Origin of the sequence: Luteibacter yeojuensis (assembly GCF_000964085.1) — a bacterium.
GTDB classification, from domain to species: Bacteria; Pseudomonadota; Gammaproteobacteria; order Xanthomonadales; family Rhodanobacteraceae; genus Luteibacter; species Luteibacter yeojuensis_A.
This window is the reverse complement of sequence record NZ_JZRB01000030.1, coordinates 45,796-59,778: the sequence shown is the minus strand read 5'-3', so window position 1 is coordinate 59,778 and position 13,983 is coordinate 45,796. Positions and strand designations below refer to the sequence as shown.

14 protein-coding genes are annotated in these 13,983 nt (G+C 70.5%); 7 read left to right on the top strand and 7 right to left on the bottom strand.

Features of this window, described 5'->3' with window-relative positions; translation table 11 throughout:
• The first annotated feature begins 151 nt into the window (after positions 1-151).
• Both VI08_RS20980 and VI08_RS14260 read left to right on the top strand, forming a co-directional pair.
• On the top strand, positions 152-1,726 hold the full coding sequence (locus VI08_RS20980; protein WP_198148958.1) for a sensor histidine kinase: 1,575 nt from the start codon (positions 152-154) through the stop codon (positions 1,724-1,726).
• Entirely contained in the window at positions 1,723-2,349 is a 627-nt protein-coding gene (locus tag VI08_RS14260; protein ID WP_232309555.1) for a response regulator, read from the top strand. Before VI08_RS20980 ends, VI08_RS14260 begins: the two co-directional genes overlap by 4 nt.
• 149 nt (positions 2,350-2,498) lie before the next feature.
• Here the strand turns inward: VI08_RS14260 and VI08_RS14255 are convergent, their stop codons facing one another.
• Both VI08_RS14255 and pdxH read right to left on the bottom strand, forming a co-directional pair.
• Complete coding sequence (locus VI08_RS14255) at positions 2,499-2,939, bottom strand: secondary thiamine-phosphate synthase enzyme YjbQ (RefSeq protein ID WP_045830269.1); 441 nt, start codon at positions 2,937-2,939, stop codon at positions 2,499-2,501.
• A gap of 7 nt (positions 2,940-2,946) precedes the next feature.
• A complete protein-coding gene (gene pdxH / locus VI08_RS14250) occupies positions 2,947-3,534 on the bottom strand; it encodes a pyridoxamine 5'-phosphate oxidase (RefSeq protein ID WP_045830268.1) in 588 nt (195 codons plus the stop codon).
• A gap of 24 nt (positions 3,535-3,558) precedes the next feature.
• On the opposite strand from pdxH, the gene VI08_RS14245 reads away from it, so the two are divergent.
• Complete coding sequence (locus tag VI08_RS14245; protein WP_045830267.1) at positions 3,559-4,374, top strand: kinase; 816 nt, start codon at positions 3,559-3,561, stop codon at positions 4,372-4,374.
• An 88-nt stretch (positions 4,375-4,462) separates the two neighbouring features.
• Here VI08_RS14245 and VI08_RS14240 read toward each other — a convergent pair whose 3' ends face one another.
• On the bottom strand, positions 4,463-5,308 hold the full coding sequence (locus tag VI08_RS14240; protein ID WP_045830266.1) for an NAD-dependent epimerase/dehydratase family protein: 846 nt from the start codon (positions 5,306-5,308) through the stop codon (positions 4,463-4,465).
• 7 nt (positions 5,309-5,315) lie between these two features.
• Here VI08_RS14240 and VI08_RS14235 point away from each other — a divergent pair, with 7 nt between their 5' ends.
• The 4 genes from VI08_RS14235 (at position 5,316) to hemE (ending at position 8,328) form a co-directional block, all read left to right on the top strand.
• Positions 5,316-5,846 carry a shikimate kinase gene (locus VI08_RS14235; RefSeq protein WP_045830265.1) on the top strand — a complete coding sequence of 177 codons (531 nt, stop codon included), beginning with the start codon at positions 5,316-5,318 and terminating at the stop codon, positions 5,844-5,846.
• Positions 5,846-6,916, top strand: a complete 1,071-nt coding sequence (aroB, locus tag VI08_RS14230; protein ID WP_045830264.1) for a 3-dehydroquinate synthase — start codon at positions 5,846-5,848, stop codon at positions 6,914-6,916. Before VI08_RS14235 ends, aroB begins: the two co-directional genes overlap by 1 nt.
• 85 nt (positions 6,917-7,001) lie before the next feature.
• Entirely contained in the window at positions 7,002-7,265 is a 264-nt protein-coding gene (locus VI08_RS14225) for a WGR domain-containing protein (protein WP_045830263.1), read from the top strand.
• Positions 7,255-8,328 (top strand): uroporphyrinogen decarboxylase, encoded by a 1,074-nt coding sequence (gene hemE, locus VI08_RS14220; RefSeq protein ID WP_045830262.1) that lies wholly within the window; start codon positions 7,255-7,257, stop codon positions 8,326-8,328. Before VI08_RS14225 ends, hemE begins: the two co-directional genes overlap by 11 nt.
• Before the next feature lie 128 nt (positions 8,329-8,456).
• Here hemE and VI08_RS14215 read toward each other — a convergent pair whose 3' ends face one another.
• The 4 genes from VI08_RS14215 to VI08_RS14200 all read right to left on the bottom strand — a co-directional run bounded on the left by VI08_RS14215 (position 8,457) and on the right by VI08_RS14200 (position 13,955).
• On the bottom strand, positions 8,457-8,969 hold the full coding sequence (locus tag VI08_RS14215; protein ID WP_045830261.1) for a tetratricopeptide repeat protein: 513 nt from the start codon (positions 8,967-8,969) through the stop codon (positions 8,457-8,459).
• Between the two features lie 2 nt (positions 8,970-8,971).
• The gene (gene mrcB / locus VI08_RS14210; protein WP_045830260.1) at positions 8,972-11,311 is read right to left on the bottom strand and encodes a penicillin-binding protein 1B; all 2,340 of its coding nucleotides are present in this window, start codon (positions 11,309-11,311) and stop codon (positions 8,972-8,974) included.
• An 88-nt stretch (positions 11,312-11,399) separates the two neighbouring features.
• Positions 11,400-12,233 (bottom strand): NAD-dependent epimerase/dehydratase family protein, encoded by an 834-nt coding sequence (locus VI08_RS14205; RefSeq protein ID WP_045830259.1) that lies wholly within the window; start codon positions 12,231-12,233, stop codon positions 11,400-11,402.
• A gap of 6 nt (positions 12,234-12,239) precedes the next feature.
• Positions 12,240-13,955 (bottom strand): hypothetical protein, encoded by a 1,716-nt coding sequence (locus VI08_RS14200; RefSeq protein WP_045830344.1) that lies wholly within the window; start codon positions 13,953-13,955, stop codon positions 12,240-12,242.
• Positions 13,956-13,983: the final 28 nt, after the last annotated feature.

The window sequence follows — 13,983 nt, the reverse complement described above, 5'->3', positions numbered from 1 at the left end:
GTTTCACTTTTGTGAAACTGTGATAGGCATCACGCTTTCAGGCGAAGGCGGTATCGCGGCGCAACGTATAGTGTCGCGGGACGCCGAGGGGGCCATCCCCGGCCCTGCAAGCCGTCGTGGCAAGCGCGCTCGAAGCGTCGCGGGAGGAACGGTGGCGGACATCCCGGCGTACTCGACACGGAGCCTCACCGTGTGGTGTGGCGGCGTGTTCGCGGGCGTCTGCATCGCGCAGGTGCTATCGGCCGCCCTGTGGAACCACCAGTACGGCACGCACATCGTGTGGTTCCCCGGCGCCGTGCTGCTCGGCGCCCTGCTCGCCAACGCATGGCGGCGCTGGGCCATGCTGGTCGCGAGCGCCTTCACGGGCCTGGTCACCACGGGCGTGGCCTTCGGCCTGCCCCTCGTCGATACCATGCTGGTCATCGCCGCGGCCCTGCTGCTCGTGCCGGTGGCCGCGTGGGTGCTGCGGCACGTGCCCGGCGCCCTGCCCAACCTGGACGATTACGGGCGGCTGGCCACGCTGGCCATCGTCACCGTCGCCGCCTTGCCGGCGCTCGGCGCCGCGCTTGTCGAATACGCCAGCCGCTTTACGGTGTTCCGTGGCACGGTGCTCAGCGACTGGCCCAACATCGGCATGGCACACGCGTTGGGGTATGCGCTCTACCTGCCCGTGTGGATCAGCCTGCGCAACCCCGATGCCGCCGTGCGCCATTCGGGCCCGGTATCGCTGGCCTATGTCGCCTTCATGGCGGCCTGCCTCGCAGCGCTCGGCGCGTTGTGGTTCTTCCTCGGCAACTGGGCCGGGCTCGTGCCGGTGATGTGCCTTGCCCCGGCCCCCGTGGTCATCTTCGCCATCGTCCGCGCGCAGATGACCGGCAGTTCGCTCGTCATCTTCATCATCGCGCTGCTGGCCGCGCACCTCAGCGTGCATGGGCACGGCCCCTTCATCGCCGATACCCCGCCGAACAGCACGCTGGCCGTGCAGTTGTGGAGCCTGCTGGCCGCACTGTGCGCGCTCATCCTGTCGGTGGTGGTCGAACAGCGCTACGCCAGCCGCCGCGCGCTCGGCCACGCGCACGAGGATCTGCGCGAACTGGCCGGTCGGCTCATCGCCACCCAGGAGCAGGAGCGCGCGCGGCTGGCCCGCGACCTGCACGACGACATCAACCAGCGCCTGGCCGCGTCGTCCATCGGCCTCTCCGCCCTGAAGCGGCAGCTCGAGCCGGCCCTGCAGGGCGAGGTGAGCCAGCTGCGCGACGTGCTGGTCACGGTGTCGGAGGATGTCCGCCAGCTCTCGCGCCAGTTGCACCCCAGCGTCATCGAGCATGCCGGCCTGGTCGAGGCGCTCGAGGCCCTCTGCCATGCGCCGCGGCGCCACGGCAACCTGGAGATCGTGCTCATCGCCGATCGCGGCGTCGACCGACTGCCCAACGACATGGCGCTGTGTTTTTACCGCGTGACGCAGGAGGCCATCGCCAACACGCTCCGCCACGCCGCCGCGACGCGGCTTACCGTAAAGGCGTCGCTCGACAGCGATGGCGCGTCGCTGTGGATCTTCGACAACGGCCGGGGCTTCGATCCCGTCCACGGGGCGCACGCACGCCCCGGCCTCGGCTTGATCAGCATGAACGAGCGCGCCAAGCTGCTCGGTGGCCGTTTCGAACTACGCAGTGCGCCCGGCAAGGGCGTCGACCTCTGGATGCACCTGCCGCTGGACCCGCCGTGACCAACGAACCGCTGCCCCGCGTCGTGTACGCCGACGACCATCGCATGGTGGCCGAGGGCATCGAACGCCTGCTGGCCGGCACTGCGGACTTGGTGGGCATCGCCCAGGACGGCCCCGGCCTGCTGCAGCTGGTACGCCGCGAAAAACCCGACCTGGTGTTGTCCGACGTCAACATGCCGGGCGGCAACGGCCTGGACGTGCTGAAGGCACTGCGCGCCGAAGGCGACCGCACGCCGTTCGTGTTCCTCACCATGCACGCCGAGCCGGCCCTCGCCGCCACGGCGATGCGGGCCGGCGCCAATGGCTATGTACTGAAGGAGGCCGCTGGCGAGGAGCTGCTCAGCGCGCTGCGCCAGGTACTGGGCGGGGCCACATACATCACCCCCTCGCTCGGCAACCCCGCCCTGCAGGCCCATGCGCTTGGCATGCAGGAGCTCACCCCCAAGCAGCTGGAGGTGCTGCGCCTCGTGGCGGGCGGCCTGCGCTCGAAACAGATCGCGGAGCGGCTGGGCCTGTCGGTGCGCACGGTGGAGGCGCACAAGTACACCATCATGCAGATCCTGGACGTGCACAGCACGCTCGAGCTGGTGCGTCGCGCCGAGGATCTCGGCCTGCTGTTCTAGCCGGAAAAAAGCCGTAGATGTACGGATGCGCGGCCATGGCCATCGCGCGACCATCGGCGTGGGTGAGTTAACCCCCGCCCGCCGCGTTTATGGAAAACATTGGCCCACCACCACCCCCGGTGGCCTCCGCGGCGGGCGGGTTCCTTCCCTCAGTGGCCCGTCACCGTCACGGTGACCTTGCGCTGGTGCGCCTCGTGCCGGTGTTCGTAGAGGAACACCCCCTGCCACGTCCCCAGCAGCGGCCGGCCGTTATGCACGGGCAGCGATAGCGACACACCGGTGAGCACCGAGCGCACGTGCGCCGGCATGTCGTCCGGGCCCTCGTCCTGGTGGCGGAACAGCGGGTCGCCATCGGGCACCAGGCGGGCGAAGAACCGTTCCATGTCGGCCACCACCGTCGGGTCGGCATTCTCGCCGATGAGCAGCGACGCGCTGGTGTGCTGCACGAACACGTTGGCCAGGCCCGTGCCGACGCCACTGGCCGCCACGGCATCCGCGATGCGCGAGGTCACCTCACTGAGCGAGCGGCCCCGCGTATGGATGGTGAAGGTGGACTGGGCGATGTGCTGCACGGGCTGGGCACGGCTCATGGCGTCCTCACGGATAGAGCAGTTGGCTGCTCCAGCTTGTACCGTGGTCGGTGTGCACGATGCGTTCGTGCAGGCGGAACGTGGCGCCGTACCAGAACTCGATGCGATCGGGCACGACGAGGAACCCGCCCCAGTGCGGTGGGCGCGGCACGTCACGGCCTTCGAACTCCTTCTCGTAGTGCGCCACGCGCTCGTCGAACGTCTGCCGGTCGGGCAGCTCCCGGCTCTGCTTCGACGCCCACGCACCGATCTGGCTGCCGCGCGGGCGGCTGGCGAAATACGCGTCGGAGACCTCGGCCGAGGTTTTCGTGGCGCGGCCCTCGAAGCGCACCTGGATGCCCTCGCGGATGGCCTTCCAGTGGAAGCACAGCGCCACCTGGTCGTGCGCGCCGATCTGGGCGGCCTTGTCGCTCTCGTAGTTGGTGAAGAACTGCAGGCCGTGCTCGTCCACCGCCTTGAGCAGCACGATGCGCGAATGCACGCGGCCGGTGCCGTCCACCGTGGCGAGGTTCATGGCCGTGGGCTCGCGGTCGCCGCTGGCCTTTGCCTCGTCGAGCAGGCCGCGGAAGGTATCGAGGATCTCTGGGGTCAGCATGATGGTGGGGTAAGCTCGTTCACCATGGAAGCCAACGATGCTAGCACGCTCGCCGAGGGGGTCCTCGGGCGTTTCGCCGCGGCCATCGCGCGGGCGCCCGGGCCGTTCGTGCTCGGTGTTTCCGGCCTGCAGGGCAGTGGGAAAAGCACACTGGCCACCGGGCTGGTCGCCGCGGCCGCCGCGCAGGGCCTGGGCGCCGTGGCCCTGTCGCTCGACGACGCCTACCTCACCCATGCCGAGCGCGTGGCACTCAGCGCCACGGTCCACCCGCTGCTGCGCACGCGCGGCGTGCCGGGCACGCACGATCTAGCGCTGCTGGCCAGCACGCTCGATGCGCTGGCGAAGGCGTCGCCCGCGCGGCCCGTGCCCATCCCCCGCTTCAACAAGGGCCAGGACGACCGCTACGAACCGGCCTTGTGGCCCACCGAGCCCGAGGTGCCGGCGCTGGTGGTGCTCGAAGGCTGGTGCCTGGGCCTGGCGCCACAGGACGAGGCGGCGCTGGCGGAACCGGTCAACACGCTCGAACGCGAGGAGGACGCCGACGGCACGTGGCGCCGCTATGTCAACGAACAGCTCGCGGGCTACCAGCCGCTGTGGCGCCAGCTTGATGCGCTGGTGGTGCTTGAAGCCCCTTCGTGGGAGGTGGTGGCGCGCTGGCGCGACCAGGCCGAACAACCCCTACGCGCTCGCGGCGAACCCCGGGCCATGGACGCCCCCGCGCTCGCGCGCTTCCTGCAGCACTACGAGCGGCTGAGCCGCCACGCGCTGGCCACGCTGCCGGCCAGGGCCGACCTGCTCATCCCCCTCGACGAACACCGAACCCCCCAGTTGCCGGTGTAGGAGCCCACGGCGTGGGCGACAGCTGTTCGCGACCCGCAGCAAGGCCTGTTGCCTTGCCGCGAAAAGCTGTCGCCCACGGCGTGGGCTCCTACGCGAGCAGCGCGGCGTAGCCTTTGCGCGCATCGGGCCACTCGCACGTGAACCCGCTGGCACGCAAGCGCGCGTTGCTCAGGCGCTTGTTGCCCACGCCCGCGGGGGCAGGCCCCTCGGGTGGCACGGGGCCGCCCACCCGCCGTGCCAGCTCGCCATACAGCGCGTCGATCGGCAGCGGCGTGTCATCCACGCCGAGGTACAACGGGGCTGGCCTTTCGAGCAGGGCCGCGTGCGTGAGTGCCGCGGCGGCATCGTCGACATGGATGCGGTTGGCGTAAACGCCCTGCCCGTGTGGCACCGCTGCCTTGCCCTCGCGGAGGCGATCGAGCAACTGCGTGCGGCCTGGCCCGTAGAGGCCGGCGAGGCGCACGGTCACGCCACCCGCGAGGCCGGCGACGATGGCTTCCGCCTCGAGCAGCACGCGGCCGTTGAAGCCGGGCGGATCGGTGGGCGTGGCCTCGTCGACCCATGCGCCCGCGTGCTCACCGTATACCGCGGACGACGAGGCGAAGACGAGCCGTGCCGGCACCGCGGGTAACGCCGCGAGCAAGTGGCGCAGGCCATCCACGAACACGCCGCGGTAGGCCGCCGCCTCGCGCGCCCCGGGCGTGGGGGCGAACACCACGATGCCCGCGGCGGGCAGCCCCGCAAGGGTGGCTGGCTCGGTCAGGTCGCCCCGCACCCACGCCACGCCAGGCGGCGGCGCGCCCGGTGGGTGCCGGCGCAGCGCGAACACCGGGTGGCCGCGCGCGACAAAACGTTGCGCGGCGCGCAGGCCGACATCGCCCGCGCCCGCGATGAGCACGGCGGCATGCACGGGCGATGGGCTTGTTGCTAGCATGGCAGCGATGAATCCTTCGCCCAACCTGTTCCTGGTCGGCCCCACGGGCGCCGGCAAGACCACGATCGGCCAGCGCCTCGCGGCGCATTACGGCCTGCCCTTCATCGACCTGGACGTGGAGATCGAAAAGCGCTACGGCTGCACGATCACCCACATGTTCCAGACGCAGGGCGAAGCCACGTTCCGCGCGCGCGAGAGCGCGCACCTCGACGAGTTTAGCCTGCACCAGGGCATCGTGCTCGCCACGGGCGCCGGGGCCGTCATGGCCGCCGCCAACCGCGAAACGCTGATGACGCGCGGCACGGTGCTCATGCTGTCGGTGGGCGTGGACGAACAACTCGACCGCCTGGCGCACGATACGGCGCGCCCGATGATCGCGGGCGACGACCGCCGCAGCCGCCTCGAGGCCCTCGCCGGCGCACGCAACCACGTGTACGAAGAAGTGGCCGACCTCATCTTCCGCGGCCGCCACGAAGACGTGGCGCACGCCGCGCCGCGTGCCATCGAACTCCTCGACCGCCACTGGAGGCGCGCCTGATGCAGACCGTCGACGTCGAACTCGCTGGCCGCGAGTACCCCGTATGGATCGGCCCCGGCCTCATCGGCGACAGCGCTCGCTGGCGTGCGCGCATCCGCGGGCGCCACGTGCTGGTGGTGAGCAACACCACGGTGGCACCGCTTTACCTCGGTGCGCTGGAGCAAGGCCTCGAAGGGCTCGCGTGGTCCACGCACCTCATCGACGACGGCGAAACGCACAAGACCTTCGCCAACGTGGGCAAGGTGCTCGAGGCACTCGCCGCCATGGGCGCCACCCGCGATGCCTGCGTCATCGCGCTCGGCGGTGGCGTCGTCGGCGACCTTGCCGGGTTCTCCGCCGCGTGCTGGATGCGCGGCATCGATTTCATCCAGGTGCCGACCACGTTGCTGTCCATGGTCGATTCCTCGGTGGGCGGCAAGACCGGTGTGAACCTGCCCGCGGGCAAGAACCTCGTCGGCGCGTTCCACCAGCCCCGCGCGGTGGTGGCCGACATCGACGTCCTGCGCACCCTGCCACAGCGCGAGTTCCTCGCCGGCGTGGCCGAGATCGTCAAGGGCGCGGCCATCGGCGACGAACCCTTTTTCGCGTGGCTGGAGGCGAACGCCGACGCCCTTGCCGCGCGCGAGCCCGGCGTGCTCGTCGAGGCCATCGCGCGCAAGTGCGCGTACAAGGCCGGCGTGGTGGCCCGCGACGAAACCGAACAGGGCGAGCGCGCTCTGCTCAACCTCGGCCACACGTTCGGCCACGCGCTGGAAACCGCGGGCGGGTACAGCGAACTGCTGCACGGCGAAGGCGTCGCCATCGGCATGGTGCTGGCCGCCCGCCTCTCCGCGCAGCTGGGCATGGCGCCCGCCGCCGATACCGAACGCCTGCTCGCGCTGCTGCGGCGCCTGGGCCTGCCGACGCAACCGTCGCGCGCCCACCCCGCCAGCCGCATCCTTGAGCTGATGCGCCTGGACAAGAAGAACACGGCCGGCACCATGCGCCTCATCCTGTGGCGTGGCGTGGGGCGCGCGGAGATCGTGCCGGGCGTGGCTGACGACGCCATCCTGGGTGTGTTGGGGGGCTGACCTGCTGGAAGCATCGCGCGCAAGCGCGCTCCCACGGGGTGGTTGGCTTACAATCGGCGGTTCCTGCGTCATCCAGGTCGATGCAATGCGGATTTACATGCAAACCATGCCGGCGGCGGGCGGTGAAGCCCCCCGCTATGTCCAGATCACGCTCGAGCAGGATCTGCTCGGCGGCTGGACCCTCTACCGCGAGAGCGGCACGCAGGGCGGCAAGGCCACGCTGAAGCGCGACATCTACCTGGAGCGCGATGCCGCGCTGGCCGCGTTCGAAAAGGCCCGCGACGCCCAGATCAAGAAAGGTTTCAAAGTCATGTTCAGCCAGGGACAGGAGTCGGCGCATGGCCGCTGACGTACCGCGCAACGACCGTTTCCTCCGCGCCCTCCGCCGCGAGCCGACCGACACCACGCCCCTGTGGGTGATGCGCCAGGCAGGCCGCTACCTGCCGGAGTACCGCGCCACGCGCGGAAAGGCCGGCAGCTTCATGGGCCTGGCCACGAACCCCGAGTTCGCATGCGAAGTCACCCTGCAGCCGCTGGCGCGTTTCGACCTCGATGCGGCCATCCTGTTCTCCGACATCCTCACCATCCCCGACGCGATGGGCCTGGGCCTGTCGTTCGAGGCCGGCGAGGGCCCGCGCTTCGCCCGGCCCGTGCGCGATGCCGCCGCCATCCACGCGCTGGCCGTGCCCGACATGGACGGCGAGCTGCGCTATGTCATGGACGCGGTGCGCCTCATCCGCAAGGAGCTGGGCGGCCGCGTGCCGCTCATCGGTTTCTCCGGCAGCCCGTGGACGCTCGCCTGCTACATGGTCGAGGGCCAGGGCTCGCGTGATTTCGCGCGGGTGAAGGCCATGGCGTGGAGCGAGCCCGCGCTTGCGCACGCGCTGCTCGATACGCTGGCGCGCGCGGTGGCCGCCTACCTCGTCGCGCAGGCGCACGCAGGCGCGCAGGCGCTGATGGTGTTCGATACCTGGGGCGGCCTGCTGGGCCCTGCCCCGTTCCGCGAGTTCTCGCTGCGCTACATGGCGCAGGTGGTCGCCACGGTGAAGGCCGACCCGGCCTGCCGAGGCATCCCGGTCATCCTGTTCTCCAAGGGCGCCAACGGTCAGCTCGAAGCGTTGGCCGACACGGGCTGCGATGGCCTGGGCGTGGACTGGACCATCGGCATCGGCGAGGCACGCCAGCGCGTGGGCCACCAGGTGGCGCTACAAGGCAACCTCGACCCGGCGGTGCTGCGCGCCACGCCTGCCATCGTCGAACGCGAGGCGCGCGCGGTGCTCGATGCGTTCGGCAACCACCCCGGCCACGTGTTCAACCTCGGCCACGGCATCACGCCGGAAGTGGACCCGGATAACGTCAAGGTGCTGGTCGATACCGTGCACGCGCACGGCCGCAAGATCCGCGCAGCCTGATACCAACGCCATGTAGGAGCGCACTTCGTGCGCGACATCTTTCGCCCAAACGCCACAGGCCCTGGGGCCTTGTCGCGAAAGCTGTCGCCCGCGAGCGGGCTCCTACAAAAGCTGTTGCAAGTCCTGGCTCAGAACCGGTTCGGGCCTGCGATGTGGCACTTGCCCAGTTCGGTGCGCGCGGCCATGGCACCGGCCTGGTCGCCGGCCTGCATGCGCATCTCGTAGATCGTCTGCTGGTTGCGGGCGCACAGGCTGCCCGACTTGGGGCCCATCTCGAACGATTGCTTCGCCAGCTTCTCGGCCGAGGCGAAATCCTGCTTGCGCACCGCGATCTCGGCGCGGTCCTGGATGAGCTCGGGCGCCTCGGGCGCGAGCTTCAGGGCCTGCTGGAGCTTGGCGTCGGCGTCGTCGTACTTGCCGGCGCGCTCGTCGTCCATGGCGGCCTTCTCGAGGCCTTGCACGCCCGGATCGCGCAGCGGGGCCACTTCGATGGCCGATTTCTCGCGCTCACCCGCGGCGCGGATCTGCGCCACGATGTCGTAGGCGGGCGGGCTGGGGCGGGTGGCCTGCGGCGGAGCGGGCTGGCTGCAGGCGGCGACGAGGGCGGCGGCGGTGATGGCGCAATAGCGAAGACGAAGCATGGTTAATCCGTGGGATTACTAGGGACGGGCGGCTGGGCCGGCTGTTGCTGACCGTTGTCGCCGCCGCCGAACATACCCTTGAATTGCTGCCAGAAACAGCCCTGCTCTTGTTCAGGCACGTAGCCGGAGATGAACGGGAACTGCCGCGCGCCCTCGCACGAGGGGTCGGTGCGCTTGCCGGTTCGGGTGTTCATCCACGCCATCTCCAGGCCATCGCCCGGCTGCGCCGACAGCGGCGTGGTGGGCAGTTTGCGGAACAGTTCCTGCCACACGCGCATGCTGCCCGTGGCGCCGTAGAGGCCCGAGGGCTTGTTGTCGTCGCGGCCCATCCACACCACCGCGAGGTGTTCGCCCGTGAAGCCGGCGAACCAGCTATCGCGGTTGCTGTCGCTGGTGCCGGTCTTGCCGGCCGCGTGCAGCGCACCGAGGCTGGAATTGCCGATGGCGGCGGCGGTGCCGCTCGTGACCACCTGCTGCATGGCCCACTTGGTGAGCCGGGCGGCTTCCTGGTATTCGCCCTCGCCCACCTTCACGTCGTAGCGCTTGATGGCCTGGCCCTTGTTATCCATGACCCCACGCACGGCCACCAGCGGCAGCGCGTGGCCATCGGCGGCGATGTACTCGTAGAGTTGCGCCACCTGCAGCGGCGACAGATCGATGGCGCCCAGCAACAGCGACGGGCTGGGGTTCACGTTCTCGAGCCCGAACGACTCAAGGAACCCCTTGATGCGCGGGATGCCCACCTGCATGCCCAGGTTCACCGTGGCCAGGTTCCACGAGTGCACCAGCGCATCGAGCATGGGCACCTGGCCGTGGATTTCGCGGTCGTCGTTCTGCGGGGTCCACGGCTTGCCATCGGGCTGGCGCATGTTGATCGGCGAATCGTCGACGATGGACGCGAGCGACCATTTCGACGGCTGCGCCAGCGCCACGAGGTATACCAGCGGCTTCACCAGCGAGCCAATGGAGCGCCGCGCATCTAGCGCGCGGTTGAACCCCTGCTCGCCCGGGTCGCGCGAGCCGACCACGGCCAGCACGCTGCCGTCGGCGACGTCGGTGACCACCGCCGCGGCCTGCGCCGCCGCACCGCGCTTGCCCAGGGCCTTCGTGGTGGTGAGGATCGCCTGCTCGGTGTAGAGCTGCGCGGCGGGGTCGAGCGTGGTGAAGATGCTGAGGCTGCCGTCGCGCAGCGCCTGCTCGTCGAAGTCGGCCAGGATCTGCGAGCGCACCAGCTGCATGAACGCCGGGAAGCGGTTGTGCGGCAGCTGCGCGTTGCCCGCGATGCCCAGCGGCGTGGCCTGCGCGGCCTTGACCTCGGCCGCGGTGAGCAGGCCCGTATCGCTGAACTGCTGCAGCACCAGGTTGCGTCGCTGCAGCGCGCGCTCGGGGTAGCGCCGCGGATCGTAGTAGCTCGGGCCCTTTACCAGGCCGATGAGGAGGGCGATCTCCTGCGGGCGCAGGTCTTCCATGCGGCGCCCGAAGAAGAACTCGGCGCCGGCCGCGAAGCCATGTACCGCCTGGTTGCCCTGCTGGCCGAGGAACACCTCGTTGACATAAGCCTCGAGGATGCGGTGCTTGGAGTAATGCGCCTCCATGAGCAACGACAGGATGGCCTCGTTCACCTTGCGCAGGTAGTTCTGGCTGCGGTCGAGGAAGAGGTTGCGCACCAGCTGCTGCGTGAGCGTGGAGCCGCCCTGCACGGTGTGGCCCGCGCGCAGGTTGGCGAACATGGCGCGTGCGATGGCCGAGAAATCAAGGCCGATATGGTGGTTGAAGTCGCGGTCCTCGACGGCCTGCAGGCCCTGCACCAGCAACGGCGGCACGTTCTCGAGGCGCACGATGCGGCGCTCCTCCTGCTCGGCGCCGTAGAACGTGGCGATGCGGGCGGGGTCGAGGTGGATGGCCTTGATCGGCTTGCCGTTCACGTCGTCGACCACGGACGCCACTTCGCCACCGGCCAGCGTGACACGCAGGCGGTGCGAGAGTTCGCCACCGTCGGGGCCCGAATACCCCCGCGAGTTGATGATGAACCGCGAGCCGTTCTTCGAGTAGCTACCCTGCACCTTGCCACCGGCATCGACGGTGTAGCCCGCGAACGTGAGCTCGAGCTCCAGCGTGGCCGGCGTCATGGCGCGGCCGGGCTCCAGCAGCAGGGGGCGCGCGTAGACGCGCGTCGGCACCGCGAACACGAGGTCGGTGAAGCGATCCTGCAGCCGCGAGTTGAGGATGAGCGTGTACGGCAGCAGGAACCCGAACAGCAGGCCCATCACTAGCCAGAAGGGAATGCGCAGCCAGGGCCAGCTGGCGCGCAGGAGGGAGCCTAGACGGTGGAGGAAAGCCAACGCGGGGAGGTCCTGGGGAGAATGACGTGGTGGGATGATAGGGGCATGCGCCCGGCGGGCATCTGAACGAACGCTGGCAAAGCCATGGCTAGGCGGGCGTGCGCCACGTGGCGGGCTCCGGGCGGAACGGGCGCGGATGCACGCCAAGCACCGCCTCGAGCTCGGCGTTATCGGCGACCAGGTCGCTATCCAGCCGCTGCAGGGCGCCGCGCAGCTCGGGCCGCAGCGCGGCCGCCAGGGCCAGCGCCACCCGTGGCACGGGGGCCGGCAGCGTGGCGACACCCATGCTGCGGCGGGCGCGGCGGAACATCTCGCCGGCGCTGAGACGGTCACCGCCGCCGATCGGGAAGGTCTTGCCCCGGGCACGCGCGTTGCCCAGCGCGGCGACGAAGGCGGCGGCGATGTCATCGGCATGCACCGGTTGCCGCTGGCCGCGGGCCGCGGGCAAAGGGAACACCCGGCGGCGGATGGCGGCCTGCACGATCGGCGTGATGCTGCGATCCATCCCCGCCCCGTACACCAGGGTTGGGCGAAAGATCGTCCACGGCATGCCCCACGAGGCGCAGGTGGTGGCGAGGCGGGTCTCGGCGTCACGCAGGCGCCGGCTGAGTTCCCGCTCGTGCGGCACGTCGGAGTCGCGCTTGCTTTCCGCGCTCATCGACGAGGTGGCGATGATATGTGGCCGCCCATCAAGCCGGGTCGTGGCCAGCCAGGTGGCCAGGTGGTCGAGCGGCCCCGCCGAGAGGATGGCGGTGACCGGCGGTAGCGCAGGCATGGCGTCGGGCACGTGCCCGCGCAACCAGCGCGCGTCGTCCGCGGGCGCGGCGCGGCTAAGCCCCACCCATTCGCACCCGATGGCATCCAGGCGCGGGAGCAGGAAACGCCCGATCTGGCTCGACGCACCGATGACCAACACCGTCATGGGGCGTCAGCGACCCGTCGCGATGCGTTCATACGTGGCCTGCAGGCGCGGGTCGTCCGGCGCGTAGCGGCGGGCACGTTCGAGCGCCTGGAACGCCCCCTGGCGATCGCCCTGCGATGCCCGCTGCAAGGCGTTGTCGATGTACGCGCTGCCGAGCTTGTGGCGCAGGTCGCCCTGCGACGCGTCGCCCGGCGCGAGATCGGAAAGCGTGGCGTAGAGGTTCTCGGCGCGGCTGACGTTGCCGTTGGCCACCGCCTGCTGCATCAGTTTCTCGACCTGCGTGGGCAGGGCTTGCAGGCCGGCGCGCGCCGTCGGGTCGTTGCCGTCGATGGCGAGGGCGTTGCGGTAAAGGTCGTACGCGCTGTCGCCCGGGGGATCCATGATGTCGCCACGGGACGCGGCCTGCTGCGCGCGGCGCACCAGCTGCTGCACGCGGGCCTTCTGCTCGGGGCTCACCTCCATGGAGGCCTGCGCCGCGCCGTCGTCACCCGCCACGGGCAACGTGCCGCCGCCCGCGGTGGCCGGCGCACCGCCGGGCTTGCCACCACCCGCGATGCGGGCGCGGGCCGCCGCCAGCTCGGCGGATTTCGGCGCCAGCTTCGCCGCCTGGTCGAGCAGGCGGTTGGCCTGGTCGTCGTCCTCGCTGTCGATGGCGGCGTTGGCTTGCACGATGAGGGCCTGCGCCACCTGGCCCAGGCCCGCTTTCGCGTCCGCGTTATCGGGGTCGGCGGCCAGCGCCGCGCGGAATCGTGCCAGGGCGTTGTCGTCGCCCTCCCCCGTGAAGCGGCCGGCGCGCATGGCTTCGTTGCCCTGCTGCACCAGCGTGGCCACGGCCTGGTCATCCTGCTTGCGGTTCTCGGCCAGCGCCGCGCGCAGCGACGGCAGGTCGCCGTAGCCGGGCACCAGGATGGCGATGCGGTCGACGATGGCATTGGCCTTGGCGCGATCGTTCGCGGCGATGGCCTGGCGGGCCTGGGCGGCCAGCGCGTCGCCCACCTTGTCGAGGCCGCGGGCGGCGACGGCGTTGGTCTTGTCGGCGTCGAGCACGCGACGGTACAGCGGGCCGGCGCCATCGTCGCCATCGAACTTGCCCGCGGCGAACGCCTGCTGGGCCTGGTCGACGAGGGACTCCGTCTGCTTTTGCGGGTTGCGCGCCTGCGACAGGCGCTGGGCGAGTTGCTCGATGTCGTTGCCACCGCCGAGGAGTTCGCGCGCCACGTTGAGGGCCGCCTCGGCCTCGTCGAGGTTGCCGGCATTGAGCGCGGCATCGGCGCGGCTGACCTCGGCCTGGCCAACCCGGCGCAGGCCATCACGGGCCTGGTCGCTATCGGGCTGCTGGTCGCGCGCCTTCTCGAACAGCTCGCGGGCGCTGTCGCCGTTGGTGCCGTCGAGCTTGCCGGCATCGAGCGCCGCGTTGGCCTGGGCCAGCGTGTCGTTGAGTTCGGTGCTGGGCACCATGTTGCGCAGGCGATCCTGCTGCAGGTACAGCGCGGTGGCCACGCCAATGAGCAAAAGTACCAGCAGCGGGATGAGCCAGCCCCGCTTGCGCGGCGGCTGCGGCCGGCGGGCCCGCGGCGGCGGCGTGGCGCCCCCGCGACGTGGCTCGTCGACGACGATGCGCGGCAGCCCGTCGTCCACCGGCGGGGCCGCCGGCTTGTCGAGGTCATCCAGGCGACCGAGCGTGGGCTCGGTGCGTTCGTGGGGGTCGCGGCGTCCGCTCATGGCCATGCGTCGTCCATAGGAGCGGGCC

Coding starts and splice junctions, on each gene's coding strand:
- VI08_RS14255 (WP_045830269.1), bottom strand. CDS start 2,939: ATGAGCCGTGCCCAGCCCGTGCAGCACATCGCCCAGTCCACCTTCACC.
- pdxH (WP_045830268.1), bottom strand. CDS start 3,534: ATGCTGACCCCAGAGATCCTCGATACCTTCCGCGGCCTGCTCGACGAG.
- VI08_RS14245 (WP_045830267.1), top strand. CDS start 3,559: ATGGAAGCCAACGATGCTAGCACGCTCGCCGAGGGGGTCCTCGGGCGT.
- VI08_RS14240 (WP_045830266.1), bottom strand. CDS start 5,308: ATGCTAGCAACAAGCCCATCGCCCGTGCATGCCGCCGTGCTCATCGCG.
- VI08_RS14235 (WP_045830265.1), top strand. CDS start 5,316: ATGAATCCTTCGCCCAACCTGTTCCTGGTCGGCCCCACGGGCGCCGGC.
- aroB (WP_045830264.1), top strand. CDS start 5,846: ATGCAGACCGTCGACGTCGAACTCGCTGGCCGCGAGTACCCCGTATGG.
- VI08_RS14225 (WP_045830263.1), top strand. CDS start 7,002: ATGCGGATTTACATGCAAACCATGCCGGCGGCGGGCGGTGAAGCCCCC.
- hemE (WP_045830262.1), top strand. CDS start 7,255: ATGGCCGCTGACGTACCGCGCAACGACCGTTTCCTCCGCGCCCTCCGC.
- VI08_RS14215 (WP_045830261.1), bottom strand. CDS start 8,969: ATGCTTCGTCTTCGCTATTGCGCCATCACCGCCGCCGCCCTCGTCGCC.
- VI08_RS14205 (WP_045830259.1), bottom strand. CDS start 12,233: ATGACGGTGTTGGTCATCGGTGCGTCGAGCCAGATCGGGCGTTTCCTG.
- VI08_RS14200 (WP_045830344.1), bottom strand. CDS start 13,955: ATGAGCGGACGCCGCGACCCCCACGAACGCACCGAGCCCACGCTCGGT.